This is a genomic window from Bacteroidales bacterium MB20-C3-3, assembly GCA_035609245.1.
GTDB lineage: Bacteria > Bacteroidota > Bacteroidia > Bacteroidales > UBA932 > Bact-08.
On record CP141202.1, the window covers coordinates 2,025,639 to 2,042,931 of the forward strand.

The 17,293-nt window shown below is 38.1% G+C and carries 16 protein-coding genes; 5 read left to right on the plus strand and 11 right to left on the minus strand.

Going from position 1 to position 17,293, the window contains the following annotated elements:
* Positions 1-19 precede the first annotated feature (19 nt).
* Complete coding sequence (locus U5907_09255; protein ID WRQ34095.1) at positions 20-1,090, plus strand: ATP-binding protein; 1,071 nt, start codon at positions 20-22, stop codon at positions 1,088-1,090.
* Positions 1,091-1,202: 112 nt separating this feature from the next.
* On the opposite strand, the gene U5907_09260 is transcribed toward U5907_09255, so the two are convergent.
* Together U5907_09260 and U5907_09265 are read right to left on the minus strand one after the other, a co-directional pair.
* Positions 1,203-2,498 carry an ATP-binding protein gene (locus tag U5907_09260; GenBank protein ID WRQ32762.1) on the minus strand — a complete coding sequence of 432 codons (1,296 nt, stop codon included), beginning with the start codon at positions 2,496-2,498 and terminating at the stop codon, positions 1,203-1,205.
* Between the two features lie 91 nt (positions 2,499-2,589).
* Complete coding sequence (locus tag U5907_09265; protein ID WRQ32763.1) at positions 2,590-3,951, minus strand: metallophosphoesterase; 1,362 nt, start codon at positions 3,949-3,951, stop codon at positions 2,590-2,592.
* 159 nt (positions 3,952-4,110) lie between these two features.
* On the opposite strand from U5907_09265, the gene U5907_09270 reads away from it, so the two are divergent.
* Positions 4,111-5,178, plus strand: coding sequence for a helix-turn-helix domain-containing protein (locus U5907_09270; GenBank protein ID WRQ32764.1), 1,068 nt, complete (start codon positions 4,111-4,113; stop codon positions 5,176-5,178).
* Between the two features lie 8 nt (positions 5,179-5,186).
* Here U5907_09270 and U5907_09275 read toward each other — a convergent pair whose 3' ends face one another.
* On the minus strand, positions 5,187-7,649 hold the full coding sequence (locus U5907_09275) for an outer membrane beta-barrel family protein (GenBank protein WRQ32765.1): 2,463 nt from the start codon (positions 7,647-7,649) through the stop codon (positions 5,187-5,189).
* 146 nt (positions 7,650-7,795) lie between these two features.
* Between U5907_09275 and U5907_09280 the strand changes: the two genes are divergently transcribed.
* Together U5907_09280 and U5907_09285 are read left to right on the plus strand one after the other, a co-directional pair.
* Positions 7,796-8,416: an outer membrane beta-barrel protein gene (locus tag U5907_09280; protein ID WRQ32766.1), complete on the plus strand. Its 621-nt coding sequence runs from the start codon at positions 7,796-7,798 to the stop codon at positions 8,414-8,416.
* Between the two features lie 12 nt (positions 8,417-8,428).
* Positions 8,429-8,986 carry a glutathione peroxidase gene (locus U5907_09285; protein WRQ32767.1) on the plus strand — a complete coding sequence of 186 codons (558 nt, stop codon included), beginning with the start codon at positions 8,429-8,431 and terminating at the stop codon, positions 8,984-8,986.
* A gap of 9 nt (positions 8,987-8,995) precedes the next feature.
* Here the strand turns inward: U5907_09285 and U5907_09290 are convergent, their stop codons facing one another.
* Positions 8,996-9,859 carry a LytTR family DNA-binding domain-containing protein gene (locus U5907_09290; protein ID WRQ32768.1) on the minus strand — a complete coding sequence of 288 codons (864 nt, stop codon included), beginning with the start codon at positions 9,857-9,859 and terminating at the stop codon, positions 8,996-8,998.
* Between the two features lie 149 nt (positions 9,860-10,008).
* Between U5907_09290 and U5907_09295 the strand changes: the two genes are divergently transcribed.
* Positions 10,009-11,085, plus strand: coding sequence for a DUF6051 family protein (locus U5907_09295; GenBank protein ID WRQ32769.1), 1,077 nt, complete (start codon positions 10,009-10,011; stop codon positions 11,083-11,085).
* Positions 11,086-11,092: 7 nt separating this feature from the next.
* On the opposite strand, the gene nagB is transcribed toward U5907_09295, so the two are convergent.
* The 7 genes from nagB to U5907_09330 are packed head-to-tail and all read right to left on the minus strand — an operon-like array spanning position 11,093 to position 17,272.
* A complete protein-coding gene (gene nagB, locus U5907_09300) occupies positions 11,093-11,902 on the minus strand; it encodes a glucosamine-6-phosphate deaminase (protein WRQ32770.1) in 810 nt (269 codons plus the stop codon).
* A 22-nt stretch (positions 11,903-11,924) separates the two neighbouring features.
* Positions 11,925-13,586: a DNA repair protein RecN gene (gene recN, locus U5907_09305; protein ID WRQ32771.1), complete on the minus strand. Its 1,662-nt coding sequence runs from the start codon at positions 13,584-13,586 to the stop codon at positions 11,925-11,927.
* Positions 13,587-13,617: 31 nt separating this feature from the next.
* The gene (locus tag U5907_09310) at positions 13,618-13,932 is read right to left on the minus strand and encodes a DNA-directed RNA polymerase subunit omega (protein WRQ32772.1); all 315 of its coding nucleotides are present in this window, start codon (positions 13,930-13,932) and stop codon (positions 13,618-13,620) included.
* A gap of 3 nt (positions 13,933-13,935) precedes the next feature.
* Positions 13,936-14,736 carry an outer membrane protein assembly factor BamD gene (gene bamD, locus U5907_09315; protein ID WRQ32773.1) on the minus strand — a complete coding sequence of 267 codons (801 nt, stop codon included), beginning with the start codon at positions 14,734-14,736 and terminating at the stop codon, positions 13,936-13,938.
* A gap of 11 nt (positions 14,737-14,747) precedes the next feature.
* Entirely contained in the window at positions 14,748-15,683 is a 936-nt protein-coding gene (trxB, locus tag U5907_09320) for a thioredoxin-disulfide reductase (protein WRQ32774.1), read from the minus strand.
* A 1-nt stretch (position 15,684) separates the two neighbouring features.
* A complete protein-coding gene (locus U5907_09325; protein ID WRQ32775.1) occupies positions 15,685-16,653 on the minus strand; it encodes a nucleoside recognition domain-containing protein in 969 nt (322 codons plus the stop codon).
* Positions 16,654-16,693: 40 nt separating this feature from the next.
* The gene (locus tag U5907_09330) at positions 16,694-17,272 is read right to left on the minus strand and encodes a rubrerythrin family protein (protein WRQ32776.1); all 579 of its coding nucleotides are present in this window, start codon (positions 17,270-17,272) and stop codon (positions 16,694-16,696) included.
* Between the last annotated feature and the right edge of the window lie 21 nt (positions 17,273-17,293).

Here is a 17,293-nt window from a genome sequence, read left to right on the forward strand (position 1 = left end):
ATGATAAACTAAAAGCAGAATACGCCGATGCGGAAAAAGCACCTTGCTATTGCAACTACTTCGTCTGGATTATCAGGATGCTATTTACCTTAATTTTGACGATATAAGATTGTCAAATTTTGAAACCGGGGATTTTACTCGTCTTCATAGAGAAATCGAAAAAAGAGCAACTAAAGTGCTGTTCTTTGACGAAATTCAAATCATTGAGGGTTGGGAGAAATATATCAATCAACTTTTGCGAGAAGGTTACAAAGTATTTATCACAGGTTCTAATGCATCCATGCCTAGTGTTGAGCTAGGAACACATCTGACAGGAAGACATCTTTCAATGGAATTGTTTCCGTTTTCTTATTCCGAGTTTATACGATTTAAAAAACTTAATAACGAAGAATCGGCAGTTGCAGATTATTTGAAAGCGGGAGGAATACCCGAATACATCAAAAGCGGGATACCTACGGTTTTAAATACACTTGTGGATGATATATTGATGAGGGATATAGCTGTAAGACATTCTATCCGTGACATCGTTTCACTTCGTCAGTTAACAGCATACCTGATAACCAATATAGGAAACCTTGTTTCGGCAAATAAATTGGTAGGAATGTTCGACATCAAGTCTCCTGCTACATTCTTAGAGTATTTTTCATTCCTGAAAGATGCCTACTTACTTGAATTTATGCCTTTATTCAGCCATTCTCTCAAAGTACAGGCTCGCAACCCGAAGAGGGTTTATGTAATGGATATGGGGCTATATACGGAAAACTCAGTGTCAACAAGCGACAACATGGGAAGGCGTTTAGAGAATCTTATATTTTTACATCTTCGTCGAAAATACAAACAGGTTTTCTACTATAAAGATCGTGGCGAATGTGACTTTGTGGCTATGGAAAAGAATACCGTAAAAGAAGCTGTACAAGTATGCTTAACCGTAAACGATGAGAATTTCAACCGAGAGTATAATGGACTGTTAGAAGCTATGCAGAACCTCGGTCTTAACGAAGGCAGTATCATAACGCTTAACCAAAGCGATATGTTTGAAAAGGACGGCATGAGGGTTAAGATGATACCCGCCCATGAATACATGCAATAAAAGAAAGATACGGCAAAAGGTTCAGCAAATAATGCAAACTCAGGATTTAAATCGTGTGAGTTTTCCAACCTAAGAAGATATAAAACGGAGACTATCAAATTAAAGTATCAAATTAGACACAAAACACTGCATACAGTGGTACAGATTTAATATCGTTTTCAAAGCCGAAATTCTTCTTTGAAATTCTAATCGCATATTTCGATTTGTATTTCTCGGAAAAAACACCCAAACTTTTTGAACGATTGCGCCTGCCTTTTTTAACTTCAACAGGGACTACCTTTCCGTCAATTTGAAGCACGAAATCAACCTCGGCCTTTCCGTCACTCTGCCAATAAAATAGATTATATCCTTTTGACATCAATGCCTGTGCCACATAATTCTCGGTCATTGACCCCAAATAGGTGTTATCTTCATCGACGGTAGATAATATCGTCTGCAATGGCATATCTGAGCGCAAAGTAAGCATCCCTATGTCACCCATGTAAAGCTTGAAATTCGACAGATCGACATAGGCATTTATCGGTATTAGTCCATGCTCAAGCTTCTGACATTTAAGTGCAATTCCGGCAAAAGTAAGCCATTCTATTGCCTCGCCGAAGATAGTGGCAGTACCTCCGCGCTGAACGACCTTGTACTGGAATTTCGTATTTTCTTTAGCTAACTGCGCCGGAATCGAGTTGTAGCAAGCCCTGACCTTGATGCTTGTTGTAGGATCGGCATACTTAGCCATATCGGCAATATACTGATTGAGTATGTTATTCTGTATCTGTTGTGCCTTGATGAAGCTATTCGTTTCTACGAAACTTGCAACTGCGGCAGGCATACCGCCTACTATAAAATAGTGTTGATATTGCTCCAGAGCCAGCTGGTGCAGAGCATCCGGCATAGCTTCTGTCGTAGAATAATGTACCTTTATTTCGTCTGCAAGCTTCTCTTTGCCCATTGCCCAAAGAAACTCCTCAAAATCAAACGGATACATGGTCATTTCGTCAACCTTTCCCACAGGGTACGAGTACTTATGACGATTGACAGCCACGCCCAAAAGCGAACCTGCCGCAACGACATGATATTCCGGAGTCTGCTCGCAGAAATATTTTAAAGCTGTCAAAGCTCTTTCGCTAGCCTGAATCTCATCGAAAAAGATTAGAGTTTTTCCGGCGATTATTTCCTGACCTTTTGCCGCCTCGGCAAATTGAATAATCTTTTGAGGGGACAATTCTGTTTCAAAATATTTATTCAACGCACTCTCAATCTCCAAATTAAGGTAAACGACATTCTCAAATTGTTCTTTCCCGAACTGTTCCAAGATGTAAGTTTTACCCACCTGACGAGCGCCATTGACAACCAGCGGCATTCGATTTATGCTATTTTTCCACTTAACGAGAGAGGCGCTAATTTTACGTTTCATCGTATTTTATATTTATGCAAACATACAAATACGTTCCGAAAAATCAAAAATATCTGATTAAATTAACCCAATCAGAATAGGTGAGTTGAACTTAGAGAGTTATTGTCTTGCTTTTTCCCAGTACATGCTGACCATATCTGTACTGATAGAGACCAATGTGAAGCTTTTTCTTCTCTGATTTGACAGGAGATAATATAACAAAATCCATCTTAAGCGCATCTTGATCTATGGCTGCATTTTTGTCTCGAGTCTTTTCATCTTCCCATGTACCTGAATTGACATATAGACACTCCTCCCCCTTACGATTAGTGTGGGTGTTAATCTTTGGAAGATGGGTGTGTCCAAAAATCACGACTCTTACATTTGACTCAGAATTTTTGAAGTATTGTCTCTCAGCCTGCAAATCTATGAATTCTGTAACAAGGCTGCCAACAATAGCACTATCAATATTTGTCATTTTGGGAACATTATTATATCTCTCCCGTGCATCCCAGTTATCCTGAGTAAATAGCCCATTATATAAATTCATCTGGATTGAGCCGTCAGTTTCACTGTTTCTTGGCATAATGTCATTTATAGAGTATGTCTTTGTGAATCCGCCTACATTGGTTTTAATAATTGGTTCACTAAAGCTGTCCTTTACATAAATGAGATTCTCAATTACATTTTTCCACAATTTATAGTAAATATGTTTGCTTTTTTGTTCCGAATCCCCCGGATGATTGAGTTTTACATCCGGTACCTTTGTAGCTGCCTCCTTGGTTGTTGGATTGGTAAATGAGTTGGCTGCGATTCTTGCAAAGAAGTAACCTGGAGGGAGAAAAGCCCCCGGAGCCTCGCTCTCATTTGCACCAGGTGTAATTGCACAGAAGAAGTCATATCTGTGACCGTGTTCAATGGCTATCTGAGGATAATCTTCCGGATAATATGTGCCTACTCCGTATTTGTCACCTTTGTCACGGGCCTGGTTTACTCCCGGCAATGCAATATTTACATTTTCCGGAAGGAATCCCATATCATGGTTACCCGGTATATATGTCAATTTTATCTTTCCATCTTTGATGATTCCATTTAAAGCATCAAATACCCCTTGATTTGCCGTTACAGTTTTTCTTATAAAGTCTGCCTGAGAACCACCTCCATATGTATCTGTACGAGTAGGGATATACCAGTCATCAAACATATCTCCACCAATAACCAGCTCTTTTACAGTAGCGGATGAGCGAACATCAGTTAGAAATTCCTCAAGTCGTGCAAGATGTTTCACATTTTCAGAGTAAGCCAGGTCATTACCAAGATGCAGGTCGCTTATTACTACAATTTTATCTCTTGCGTTATTACTGCTCTCAAAAAGGATGTCAAATGGATTCAGGACAACCGGGTCTGTTTTTGTGCAATTTGCAAAAAACAGGATGAGTACAATCAAAATAAGTGGAAAATTGATGTTTCGCATTTTCAGAGTAATTATAAGTTTATTTGTATTTTTATTATGCAAATCTAACGAAATGCACACCTGTGCTTGTTCCGTATTTACAAAACACATGTTTCATTTATACAATTATGGCATTAATTGTTGTAAATTTGCTTAACCTGAACATTATTTATAGCATAAATGGAGTATTTATATATAGCAACAGTATTTGCCGGTGCCCTTGTCTGTTTGTTAGCCTCTGTTTTACTATTTCTTCGCCGCAAAGCCGGAGGAAGGTCTCGGATTATACTTGCTGTAATAGTATTCTTTTCTGTACTCAACTATATAACCAGATTCATTGATTTATGCAGAGGAGAGGTGCCGGAATTTATTGTTTCAGCTGATATGCTGCTGCTGGCAAATTTTATGGTAATCTCATATATTATGTATCCTGTTGAGGTAATCTCTCCCGGATGGCTGAATTTTCGCAGGATAATTGGATTGTACTCAGTCTGGCTGTTTTTTGTATTTGTATATGTTATCACCCTTGTGGCAGGAGTAAATTACACTCAATACGCCTCTGTATTGGATATGTTTCAAGATGCCGGAAAGTTTGATGTGTGGTTTAGATTGATAATGACGGCTTTAATTATTGCTCCCCTCTTTTTTGTCTTTTTTATACATCGTTCAACCAGATACAATAATAGTGACCTTGCCTGGCTTAAGAGGTACTCATCTGTATTGTTTATTAATATTGTTGCTTATCTGAGTGTCCTTTTCTTTAATCATCAGATACTACATATTGTCTATTACTACCTTAGTGTAGGCTGCAGTCTCTATATTGTATATATGGAACTGTTTGACCGGTTAATTAGCAGCTCTTTAACAGAGATCAGCACTAAAGAAAAATCTTTAAAACCACAGCATGTTCAGGAGATAAAGAATAGTGCCCTTACAGATAAGCTTGATTCATATATGAAGAAAAACAATGCGTGGAGAGATCCTAATCTGACTTTAAACATGCTGGCTTCTGAACTCTGCACCAACCGTACCACGCTTGCATCAGTTATGCGTCAAAATGGAATTGAAAACTATACAAATTATATTAACAGGCTCCGTATTGAAGATTTCCGGAATCAGATAGAATCCGGAAATTTTCAGAATTATCAGGATGCTTTCTTCTATGTTGGATTTCGCTCTCGCAGCACTGCGTTAAGAAATTTCAGGCAGTTTACCGGAATGACTCCGTCAGAGTTTTATAGTACTTAATCTGATTATTATTTTGCAGCCTGAGAAGAGGATGTTTGCTTGTCACCACTTAATCTGTCGTCATTTACATTTCTCCTGGCCTTTTTAACGACAGCCTGAAACTTCCCGAATCTCCAGACAATACTTAGCGTGGCAGCTCTTTGATATGTAATGCTCCTTGCGTGCATTCTGTATGTGATATCTTCCGAATCAAATTTGTATGTTTTTGTCTTGCTGAATGGCTCTGATAGATTTAAGGCAATCGTAAGTTTGTCGTTAAGAAACTTCTGACTAAAACCAAACGAGGTTGAGGAGTTTACCGGATATCTGGACTGGAGTGTTATATTACTTCTGAATAAAAATGCATTTGCGTTAAATGACCCACCTTTCCACAAAGTGAGATTGACTCCACCACCACCGGTATAGCCGAATCCGCTATTGCTGAGATTTAGTTCACCGGAAGAAATTACCGAGTATACAACAGAACCATTTAGAAAAATATTGAGTTTGCTACCTGCTCTGTATGAATAATTGAGATTAAGTGTGTAGTTCCTGTTTCTCCCTATGTTTTCGTATGTAGAGATGCTAACACCATTTTCGTTTACTCTTCTGATATTTTCAATATTGTTTCTTGTAAAATCCGCACCAAGTGTAACCCCAAGATTCCAGCTAAGAGAGGCTTTCATATAACTTATACTAAGAGCATCTCTCTTTACACTTTTCAGATCCGGATTACCGTAAGAGATACTCATTGGGTTTGAGTCATTGATATAGGGGTTCAGATAGTTAATACCGGGTCTGTTTACTCTTTGTGTGTATGAAAAAGAAAAAATATGACCTCCGTTCTCCATATATGAAATATTGAGATAGGGAACTACATCAAACTGCTTGTTTGTAAAATATGTATTTCCGCTTGTACTCTTAGATATCCCATCATTTAGAGTGTATTCTGCCCTGAATCCGCCCTTAAGGGTAAGCTTCTTAAATTTATATGTATACCCTCCATAAAGACTTCCTATGTGTTGGTCATAATCCAGATCATTTACTCTGGTGTAATCATATCTCCAGCTATTTGAAGATTCATCATATATTTTAATCTTAGTGTCAGAGAAATTCTGTCTAAGTGTATATTTTACACCTGTCTCAATAAAATGGGCTTTAGTTATTGGATTGTAATAGTCTGCCTGGAAGGCGTGCTCTATTCCATATGCATTGTTAAAAGAGTTCTGCTCATATCCCTCATAATCCAGAATTGGATTGATAATACTTTCAACTTTAGTGTTCATTGGACTCCAGTCTGCACTGTAACTAATTGTCAAAGACTTTTCAGGTTTTTTGAAGTTCTTCTGCCATGATATAACACCAGAGCCGGTTCCAAACTGATTATCAGTATTTGTTATATTATCATATTTTCTGGTTAAGAGCCCCGCTGAATTATATGCTGAAAACAGAGAACTTCCTGTATTTATTGCATTTCCAAGGTATCCCCATCCGGTTAAAGTTATAAGATTAAGCGAATCAATTTCATAGCTCGCATCCATAGAGAGATATGATACTCTGTTTTTAAGATCAGAGGTCCCGGCAGTTAAAGATTTTCTGAACTCCTCACTGAGAAAATTCTCAGAATCCATATATGAACCATTACGCTTCATCACAATATTACCATGGAAGAGGTTTGTGCTTATTGCGAATTTTCCTGCCTGTGCCGAAATATATCCGCCTCCGGTGTATCCACCTCTTGTGTTAACCGATGCGCTTACGCTCCCGTTATAACCATTGTTGCTTCGCCTGTTTGTGATGATATTAATAATACCGGTAATCCCCTCGGCATCATACCTTACAGGGGGATTTGTAATAATCTCTACTGATTTTATTGCACTTGCAGGAAGTGCCTGAATTGCCTCTTTGAAATTTTTTGCAAGTACTCCTGTCGAGCGCCCGTTAACCAGAACTTTAAAACTCTTCTCTCCATTAAGTCTAACCTCATTCTCCCCATCGATGCTGAGCATTGGAACCTTTCTGAGAATTTCGGCTGCTGTACTTGAGGCGGTCTGAGGATCAGAGTCAAAGTTATATGTAATTTTATCAGCTTCTGCCTTAATAAGCGGCCTCACCCCTGTAACTGTTACCTCTCCAAGCTCAAGCCCCTCAGTTAACAGGAACTCCCCGGCGTCAAATCTTCTCTCGCTTCCATCAGCAGCGATAAACTTTTTGGTTGTTGAATAACCAAGCATTGACGCAATTATTGAGTATCTCCCTGGAACAATATCACTGAACAGGAATCTCCCGTCAGCACCACCAGCAACTGCTGAAACAATTTTCATTGAATCAGAGATAAGAACAACAGTAGGGTATTCAAGTGATTTGTTTGATAAAGAGTCTTTTACATATCCACTTATGGATATTGTCTGATTAATTTTATTTTGAGAAAAAGCCTGTGTCCGGATTATTACAATAAAGAACAAAGCAAGCAGTATTCTTACCCTTGTCATTTAATAAAAGAAGTTTTGTGTTTAGCTAAAAAACAAATCTAACCACAATATCCTCTCATTGTACACTTTGAGCTAAAAAATATATAGTTTTTGTAAAAAAATAACTAATTTCAAAATCGATTGTTATACATAAAAAACTAATTATGATGAAACGAATTCTAACATTATTAACTGTTGTTGCTTTATTCACTTTTGTATCAAAAGCCGGTCACTCACAGGTAAGGTACAATATTCAGGCAGGTGTTAATTTTAGTACTCTTACAAATAATTTATTACCAAATACCTCTTCAAAAACTGGGTTTAGGGCAGGTTTAGGAATAAACTATAACTTTTCAGACTTTTTCTCAGTTGATCCTTCTTTGCTTATTGTATCAAAAGGATTTAAACAATCTGATATAAATCTTAGTGTAAATCCAATATATCTGCAGTTACCCGTTAATTTTACGATTAATCTTCCATTGACAAGGGATATTAAGATTCTTATTGGCGCAGGACCTTATGTTGCTTATGGTATCGGAGGCAGTGGATCAATTGGTCTCTCTTCCGGGGAAACTCTAATTGATGCTAAAATGTTTACTAATGAATCTGTTTTTACATACTACAATAAATTTGATGCAGGATTGAACTCATCTGTAGGGATAGCCTTCGGAGATATTGTTTTATCTCTTGGAGGAGAGTGGGGTTTCTTAAAAGTTAATGACTATGAGCTAAATAACAAGCAACATTTAAACAATAGTTATTATATTTCTCTATCATATAAATTTTAATTAAACAAATAAATGAATAAAATATTTTCACTTTTAATTTCAGCATTTATTCTGATGCTCCCATACGGAGTTACTGCACAGGATAAAAAAGCAGCTCCTCAGCAGGATTTTTATAAGCTTAGTTTTAAAACAATAACAGGGGAGAAGTTTGACTTTTCAACACTAAAAGGTAAGAAGGTACTTATAGTAAATACAGCCTCCAAGTGTGGATATACTCCGCAATTTAAAGAGCTGGAAGATCTGCACAAAAAATATGGAAACAATCTGGTAATACTGGGATTTCCATCAAATGATTTTATGAATCAGGATCCGGGATCAAATGAAGAGATTCTGACCTTCTGCCAGGAGAACTACGGAGTCACTTTTACAATGATGGATAAATCATCAGTTAAGGGTGATAAGAAAAACAATGTATATAAATGGTTAACAGAGAAATCAGGTAACGGATGGAATGATAAGGAGCCTGGATGGAATTTTAATAAATATTTGGTTGACGAAAACGGAGCTCTTGTTGAGCATTACTCATCAAAAGTAAAACCTATGTCTGATGAGATTATCTCAAAACTTTAGATAAATATTTCAGTTTTGATGTCTTTTGTTGCGGAAGGAGTTATTCATAAATCTTTCCGCAACTTTTTCCCTGTAACTTTTGGATACAGGTAAATCATCTACACCGGTTGCATCAAGTTCCAGAAAAATATTATCCCTCTCTCTTCTCATAACTTTAACCCTTGAGAAATTTACAAGGTAAGATCTGTGACATCTTGTTACAAAAGTATCTGAAAGTTCATCTTCAATCTTCTTTAAAGTGTTTCTGAGCAGGAATTTCTTGACTTGACTTCCTGTTATATAGTGAATAGTCACATAATTATCATCAGACTCTATATAGAGTAAATCTGAGTACCTTACTGAAAGTCTCAGAGTTCCTTTATCATCTGTAAAAAGTATATTTTCCGGAATTGAATTAGAATCATCTTCACTCTCCTTTTCAATTGTCTCAAGCTTCTTTTTGCTCTCTTCCCATCCAAAGTAGAACCACAGGGTTATGTAAGGCAGAAGCAATACTAAAGCAGTATTTACCATTGCCGATTTAAATGTAGCAATGATATCCCTTCCATGGTTTGCATCAATTGAAAGGGTGAAAATGGTATAGAACAGAGACATAAAGAGTATTTCAAAGAATACCCACAAGAAATATTTGACATAAGATACATCGTGTTTTCTTGAGTGGTAGTACATGATAATTCTGCTTATCACAACTACGAGAACCCCTGTAAGAATAATTGGAGCTGAGAAGAGAAAAAATTTGAAGTCCGAGACATCGTACCAGCTTTTGGATCCAAATGGCTTATATATGTTAATAAATAAAAGAGCAAAGGCTGCTGTAAAAATTACCAGCCTTACAATGTTTCCTCTCTTAACTATATGATCAGGTATTTTCATCTTTTAGCAAATTTAATCAAATTTTCATTAACCACATATATGCGAATTTCGCCCCACTATTTTGAGTTTTGCCAATTTGATGCCTGAAAAATACCATTTTTTTTTAACAGTTAAGAAGCCTCTCTTTATTTGTATTAAAATTTTAAAATATGAAGATTGAAGCCTTGAAATTTATCGAAAAACTAGGATTGGATGAGATTCTTAAAAAGAGGAGAGAGGTTGTTCCTGTTGTGCAATTTAAGACTAAAGAGGAGGAGATAAATGAGAATATCAGATTTGATTACTATGTGGTCTCTCCTGATGCCGATAATTTTTCCGGGAATAGGTGGAATTCTGCAATTTTTCTCTTTCACGGATTAAATGAGAGAAGCTGGGACAAATACAAGCCCTGGGCAGAGACACTGGCAAATAAATTAGAGAGGCCTGTCGTTCTGTTTCCACTCTCAATGCACATAAACAGATCTCCTGATTTGTGGTCAGATTCAAGAGCTATGCAAAAGCTAATAGATGAAGAGTATAAAGATAAAGAGAAGGCAGAAAACCTGACATTTGTAAACTATGCTTTAAGTAAAAGGCTTCAGGCGGATCCATACAGGTTTTATCTAAGTGGCAGAGAGACAATATACAATGTCCATCAGCTTATGAATGAGATAAGAAGAGGGAAACACCCTCTGCTTGCAAAAAGCTGTAAGGTGGATATATTTGCATATTCAATCGGAGCATTAATGTCTCAGGTTTTATTGTCATCAGATGTTGAGGGCCATTTTGACAAAAGTAAACTCTTTATGTTTTGCGGAGGAGCTCTTTTTAACGAGATGAATGGTAGTTCCAGAATGATAATGGATGGAGATACCTTCAGGACTTTAAAAAGTTATTTTACAACAAAATTTATTTTTCCTCAGTTTGAAAGCAGGATAATTGGAGATAATCTTGAAAAATCTTTTATTGCTCATGTGGATAAGTCGCTTTGTAAAGAGAGGAGAGAGGCGTTCTACAGGAAAAACAGCTACAGGATTTGCGTAGTATCATTGACAAAGGATACTGTAATACCCACATCCGGAATCAAATCTGCCCTGGGAAAGGAGGCAGAACATTGTATAGAAGAGATGGACTTTCCTTTCAGGTATTCACATGAAAACCCCTTCCCTGAGGGTGAAAAAATAGCCGCCGAGCGTAAATATTTTTTTGAAAAAGTATTCAGCAGGGCGGCAGAATTTCTAAAATAATAATTTTCTATATCATTGAGGCAGAGTCAAGATTATCTCTCTCTATATCTTTAAAATAGTTAACTGTTCCAACCATTAATTCATCTGTAGCGGCATCGTCACAAACTATAACACCTTTGGGGTGCATCTGGAGGACACTTATTGTCCACATGTGGTTCACACTACCTTCTACAGCCATTTTAAGAGCTCTAGCCTTGTGATGACCATTTACAAGAATCATTACCTCTTTTGCGTCCATGATTGTTCCCACACCTACTGTAAGAGCAGTTTTTGGCACTTTAGTTATATCGTTTTCAAAGAACCTGGAATTAGCTATGATTGTATCTGTAGTCAATGATTTCACCCTTGTTCTTGAGGCAAGTGAAGAGCCGGGCTCATTGAATGCAATATGTCCGTCAGGGCCGATTCCTCCCATAAACAGATTGATTCCTCCATATGATTCAATTTTCTTCTCATAATCTTCACACTCTTTTTCAAGATTTATTGCGTTGCCATTGAGAATATTTGCGTTTTCCGGCTTAATATCTATGTGTCTGAAAAAATTATCCCACATAAATGTATAGTATGACTGCGGATGTTCTTTAGGGATTCCTATGTACTCATCCATATTGAATGTTACAACATTTCTGAATGAGACCTTCCCCTCTCTGTATAGCCTTATTAACTCCTTATATGTTCCATAAGGTGTGGAGCCGGTAGGAAGACCCAGTATAAATGGCTTGTTGGGTGTAGGATCAAACTCCCTTATCCTTTTCACAATAAATGCAGCAGCCCATTTAGAGATCTGCTCATACGAGTTTTGAATAATTAATCTCATATTAAGTTTATTTTATAATTTTTCAGTTTCTCAGAAGCTCCTCTGCATTTGCAAGTGCAGCCTCTGTTGTTCTTGTTCCGCTAAGCATCCGTGCAATCTCTTCAATCCGCTCCTCTCCTTCAATTCTCTTTATCAAAGTTCTTGTTCCTTTTGCTTTATCGCACTCTTTATATACCAAAAGATGGCAATCACCCTTTGAGGCAATCTGAGGCAGATGTGTAATTGCAAAAATTTGCATCTCTCCTGCCATATCATTAATGAGTCTTCCCATCTTATCAGCAATTCTGCCGGATACTCCTGTATCTATCTCATCAAATATCATGGTTGGCATTCCGCTACCCTTTGCCAGGATTGCTTTCAGACACAGCATTATTCTTGATAACTCTCCTCCGGATGCAACTTTCCCCAGTTCTCTTGGTTCAATCTCTCTGTTGGCTGAGAACATCAGAGAAACGGAGGTGTTACCTGTTTCGCAATAAGTCTCTCTTTTAGATAGTTTTGCAAAAAACTCGGCATATGGCATCTCCAATTCCCTTACAGAGTCACGGACACTTTCAGAAAAAGCCTTGAGTACTGCCTCCCTTCTTTTGTGAAGCAGATCAGCTGCATCACCCCTTCTTTTATTCAGCAGATCTCTCTCTCTTTGCAATCTTTCAACATCATCTCTCTCTGAACCTGTTTTGTTGATTTTTTGCTCCAGGTTATCCATAAGCTCTATTAACCCGGATACTGAAGCTAAATGATGTTTATTTAGAAGTTTGTAAATATCTGATATTCTCTCTTCAACCAATGTAATTCTTTCAGGAGATACAATAATCTTCTCTGTCATTAATCCAACCTCTTGATGGATGTCTTTAAGCTCAATTCTGCAACTCTCAATACGCTTTGCATATTCTGCAGCAGGTGAAAAATTCTGAGATATCTTTACTGAGGATGAAGCTGCCTCTTTTAGATTTCTTAAAACAGAGAGCTCTTCAGATTCCAGAAGAGTCGAGATTAAAGAGAGTGTTCCCTTTATCTCCTCTGCATTTGACAATATTTTGTACTCCTCTTCAAGCTCCTCAAGTTCTCCCTCTCTTAGTTTTGCACTTTTAAGTTGTTCAAGCTGGAATTTATTGTAATCATTCTCCTCCTCCTGTTCTGAGATCTTTTTTCTTAGTGTAGCGAGCTCTCTCTCTCTCTCTGCAAGCTCACTAAAAACTTCCTGGTACTCTTTAAGCACTCCTCCGTTTCCGGCGTAGGAGTCAAGCACAGATAGCTGAAAACGGCTGTCACCAAGCAGAAGGTGTTGATGCTGAGCATGTATGTCAATTATCTTTCCGGAAATTGATTTAAGAAACTGAAGTGAGACTGGCTGGTCATTCACAAAGCTCCTCGATTTTCCGGCAGGGGTAATGACTCTTCTTAAAATAAGCTCTCCCGTTCTTTCTATCCCCTCACTTTCAAGCAAATCCACCATTTCTCTATCCTGAGAGTATGAAAATAGTGCTTCAACAACACAATTTTTCTCCTGATTAATGAGAGTATCAGATTCTGCTTTATTACCAAGCAGAAGAGAGAGCGCTCCCATTAAAATTGATTTTCCGGCTCCTGTTTCACCCGTAATAATAACCAACCCTTCAGGAAAATCAATTTCCAGATTTTCGATAAGGGCATAGTTTGATATTATAAGATTTTTGAGCATGCCGGCAATTTTAGAAGAGTCATAAGGATACCTACTCCTCTATCTTTCTGTAGTGAATTCGACCCTCCTCAAATTCATTAATTGCAATTAGGGATGCCTTAGGAAGTCTTTCATAGTAGCGAGATATCTCTATCTGTTCGCGATTTTCAAAAGTCTCCTCAAGCGTATCTGCGTATGTTGAGAACTCCTCCAGTTTCTGGCTTAGTTCAAATTTCATCTCTGCCGAAATCTGGTTTGATCTTTTTGCAATAATCATAACAGACTCATAAATGTTCCCTGTAGGCTCTGCAAGCTTTGAGATATCTCTTGTTACAGTATTGCCCGGTACACTTTTTCTGATTTCCATATTCTATTGATTTGTTTTTGTTTCTGCTTGTGCTTTATTGAACATCCCGTCAAGTTCTTTCCTGTATTTTGACTCAGGATATTCACTAATAAAATTGTAATACTCATCTGTAAGAGCAAGGTATCTCTCTCTCTGTTTCTCCTTAACGCTTTGCTCTGCATATCTGAAATGGGAGACAACAAGGTAATACATTATGTCTTCTCTGTATCTGTTATCAGGATTCTCCTTGATAGCGTTTTTTAGAGCAAATGTAGCAGCTTTGTAATCTTCAATTGTATGGTATATCTTTGCTGCTTCATAGCTTTTTCTGTCAAGTCTCTCCTGCAAATCTACTAGCATATCTTTACACTTAACCAAATAGTCCGAGTTGGGATAGTCATAGAGAAACTCACTTATAGCTGCCATTGCTGTATAGGTAGGGATCTGATCCAGTTCAAATCTGTATGTTGACTGATATAGACAATCCAGTCTGAGAAAACGGGCCTCCTCAGTGAAAGGGCTTCGTGGAAACACTTTGGTGAATGAATCGAAATTTGCCTCAGCTGCCTGAAGATCTCCCCATTTATAATTGCTGAGACCGACATAAAACTGTACAGTATCATCTCTCATTGTCCCTTTGGTAGCGATAAGTATCTGTTCAAAAAGGTCAACTGCCTTTTTGTACTTCTTCTGATTGTAATACTCAAAAGCACCTTTGTACTTCTCATCTACATCTGCACTTTTGTAGAGCATTTCAAACCTTGAGGAACACGAGGCAACAATTGCACCCAGGGTTAATACGGCTAGTAGCTTGATGATTTTCATTTTTTAAATATTTATTTGTTTTCAGAGAGAAAACGCTCGGCATCCATAGCTGCCATACAGCCCGAACCTGCTGCAGTTATAGCCTGTCTGTATGAATTATCCTGTACATCACCAGCTGCAAAAACGCCCGGTATGTTTGTTTTGCTGCTTTTACCTTCAGTTATGATGTAACCCTCGTCATTAGTCTTTACCCATTTAGAGAAAAGCTCAGAGTTAGGATGGTGCCCAATTGCCAGGAAGAATCCGTGGATGTCAATTTTTTTCTCAGTACCATTCTTGTGAACAAGAATCGCACCATTCACTCCTCCAAATGGTGTTCCGGTAAGCTCTCTTGTATTGTAATTCCAAAGTATTTCAATATTTGGTGTGTTTTTCACCCTCTCCTGCATTGCTTGCGAGGCTCTCAGCACATCCCTTCTGACAATCATATAAACTTTGTTACACATACCTGCAAGATATGAGGCCTCTTCACAGGCAGTGTCTCCACCACCAACTACTGCTACATCTTTTCCTTTGTAAAAGAACCCGTCACATGTTGCACATGCTGACACTCCCTGCCCCCTGAATTTCTCCTCAGATTCTATCCCCAGATATTTTGCAGTTGCCCCTGTTGATATAATAAGGGACTCTGCCAGTAAATCAGTTTCGCCGTCAACAGTTATTTTAAAGGGCCTGTTTGAAAGATCTACCTCGGTGATAGTGCCGAATCTCACATCGGTTCCAAATCTTAATGCTTGTTTTTTTAGATCTTCCATCATCTCATTACCGCTTATCCCTTCAGGATAGCCCGGAAAGTTATCTATTTCTGTGGTAGTTGTGAGCTGACCACCAGGTTGAATTCCCTCATATAGCACCGGAGCAAGGTTTGCCCGGGATGCATAAATAGCAGCAGTATAGCCTGCAGGGCCACTGCCAATTATCAGACATTTTATGTTTTCAGTACTCATATTATAATTTTGGTAAATTATTGTTTACAACCCGCAAAGGTACTAATTTTTTTCGTATGAACATTTCCAGACGGAGCTCCCATACGAGTAGAAATGAAAGAGTCCATCTTGAGGCAAGAAGCCAGGGTATAGATGCCCCTACTGAGGCAACAAGAAAAACATCTTCAAGGTTACTGTGTGATATACTTATGTGGTGATTAAGAAGATCTACATCTTTTTTTGTGATTTTCCCTGATTCAGTCTCATCAATCATAACAGCTGCACCATATGCAAGTCCCAGGGTGTTTGCCACAATCCATAAAAAAGCAGTTTTGGCGGGTAATCCAAAGAATGCCATTACAGGCCTCATAAACTTGGAGAGCCACCTTATAACACCAAACTCAGCCAGAAGTCTCTGAATAATAGAGAGAGTAAATATCAACACACTCATCATGACAACTAGCTTAAGTGTTTTGAAAAACCACACCTCCAGCATTTCAATTAATGTGAGGTCTGTTGCAGTTGCCTCTATAACAGCCATCTTGCCACCTCCGGGAATAATCAGGTTAAGAGTATAGCCAATTATTAATGAAGATATTGTTCTTACCAGAACCATTCTTACAGCAGAGGAGCCGGTCTTCTTTTGTACGGCAGTTTCTGTTATCATATTGTGAGCAGCAAGAATCATAGCTGCCAGAATAGTTACTGTTCTGATGTCCAGGTTGAGAGTAGCCATCACAGCAATAGCCGAATAGACATTAACAAAATATCCGGAAACATATGCCAGTGCGGCCTCTCCCGGCAAACCCATCAGATTGAAGACAGGACTTAAGAATTCAGATATGTATGGTAAAATATTAAAATACTCAAGAAAGAGAACTCCCAATGTTACCAGTACAGTTATACGAACAAGCCAAAGACAGGTTTTAAGTGTCTTTGGCAAGATCTCTTTTACCGAGCTAACGGCTCTATTTATTGCAGATTTATCCATATTTAAAAATAATCTGCAAATATAGCCTTATTTTCAACTCCTAATAATTATTTTTCTTTGGTTCAAAGTGTGATTTTGGATGGTTACATGCAGGGCAATTCTCCAGCGCCTTTTTTCCTTTATGTACATAACCGCAGTTGCGACACTGCCACTCAATATCCTCCTCTCTTTCAAATACTTTTTCAGCCTCCACTCTTGCAAGAAGCGTTCTGTATCTCGCCTCGTGTTCAGCCTCTACCTTTGCTATCATCTTAAATGCCGATGCAACTTTTGGAAATCCCTCCTCCAGCGCAATCTCAGCAAATGCAGGATAAAGTTCTGTCCACTCTTCTTTTTCGCCGGCTGCTGCTGCTTCAAGATTATCCTTAGTTGTTCCGACTATCCCTGCAGGATATGATGCTGTAATCTCTACCATTCCACCCTCAAGAAAACTGAAGAACCTCTTTGCGTGCTCCTTCTCTTGTTCGGCAGTTTCAGCAAACACAGCAGCTATATGCTCAAATCCCTCTTTTTTAGCAACGCTTGAAAAGTATACATATCTACTTCTTGCCTGAGACTCTCCGGCAAAAGCTTTTAGTAGATTCTGTTCCGTTCTTGTTCCTTTAATGCTCTTTTCCATAATTGTTTATATTAATGTTGA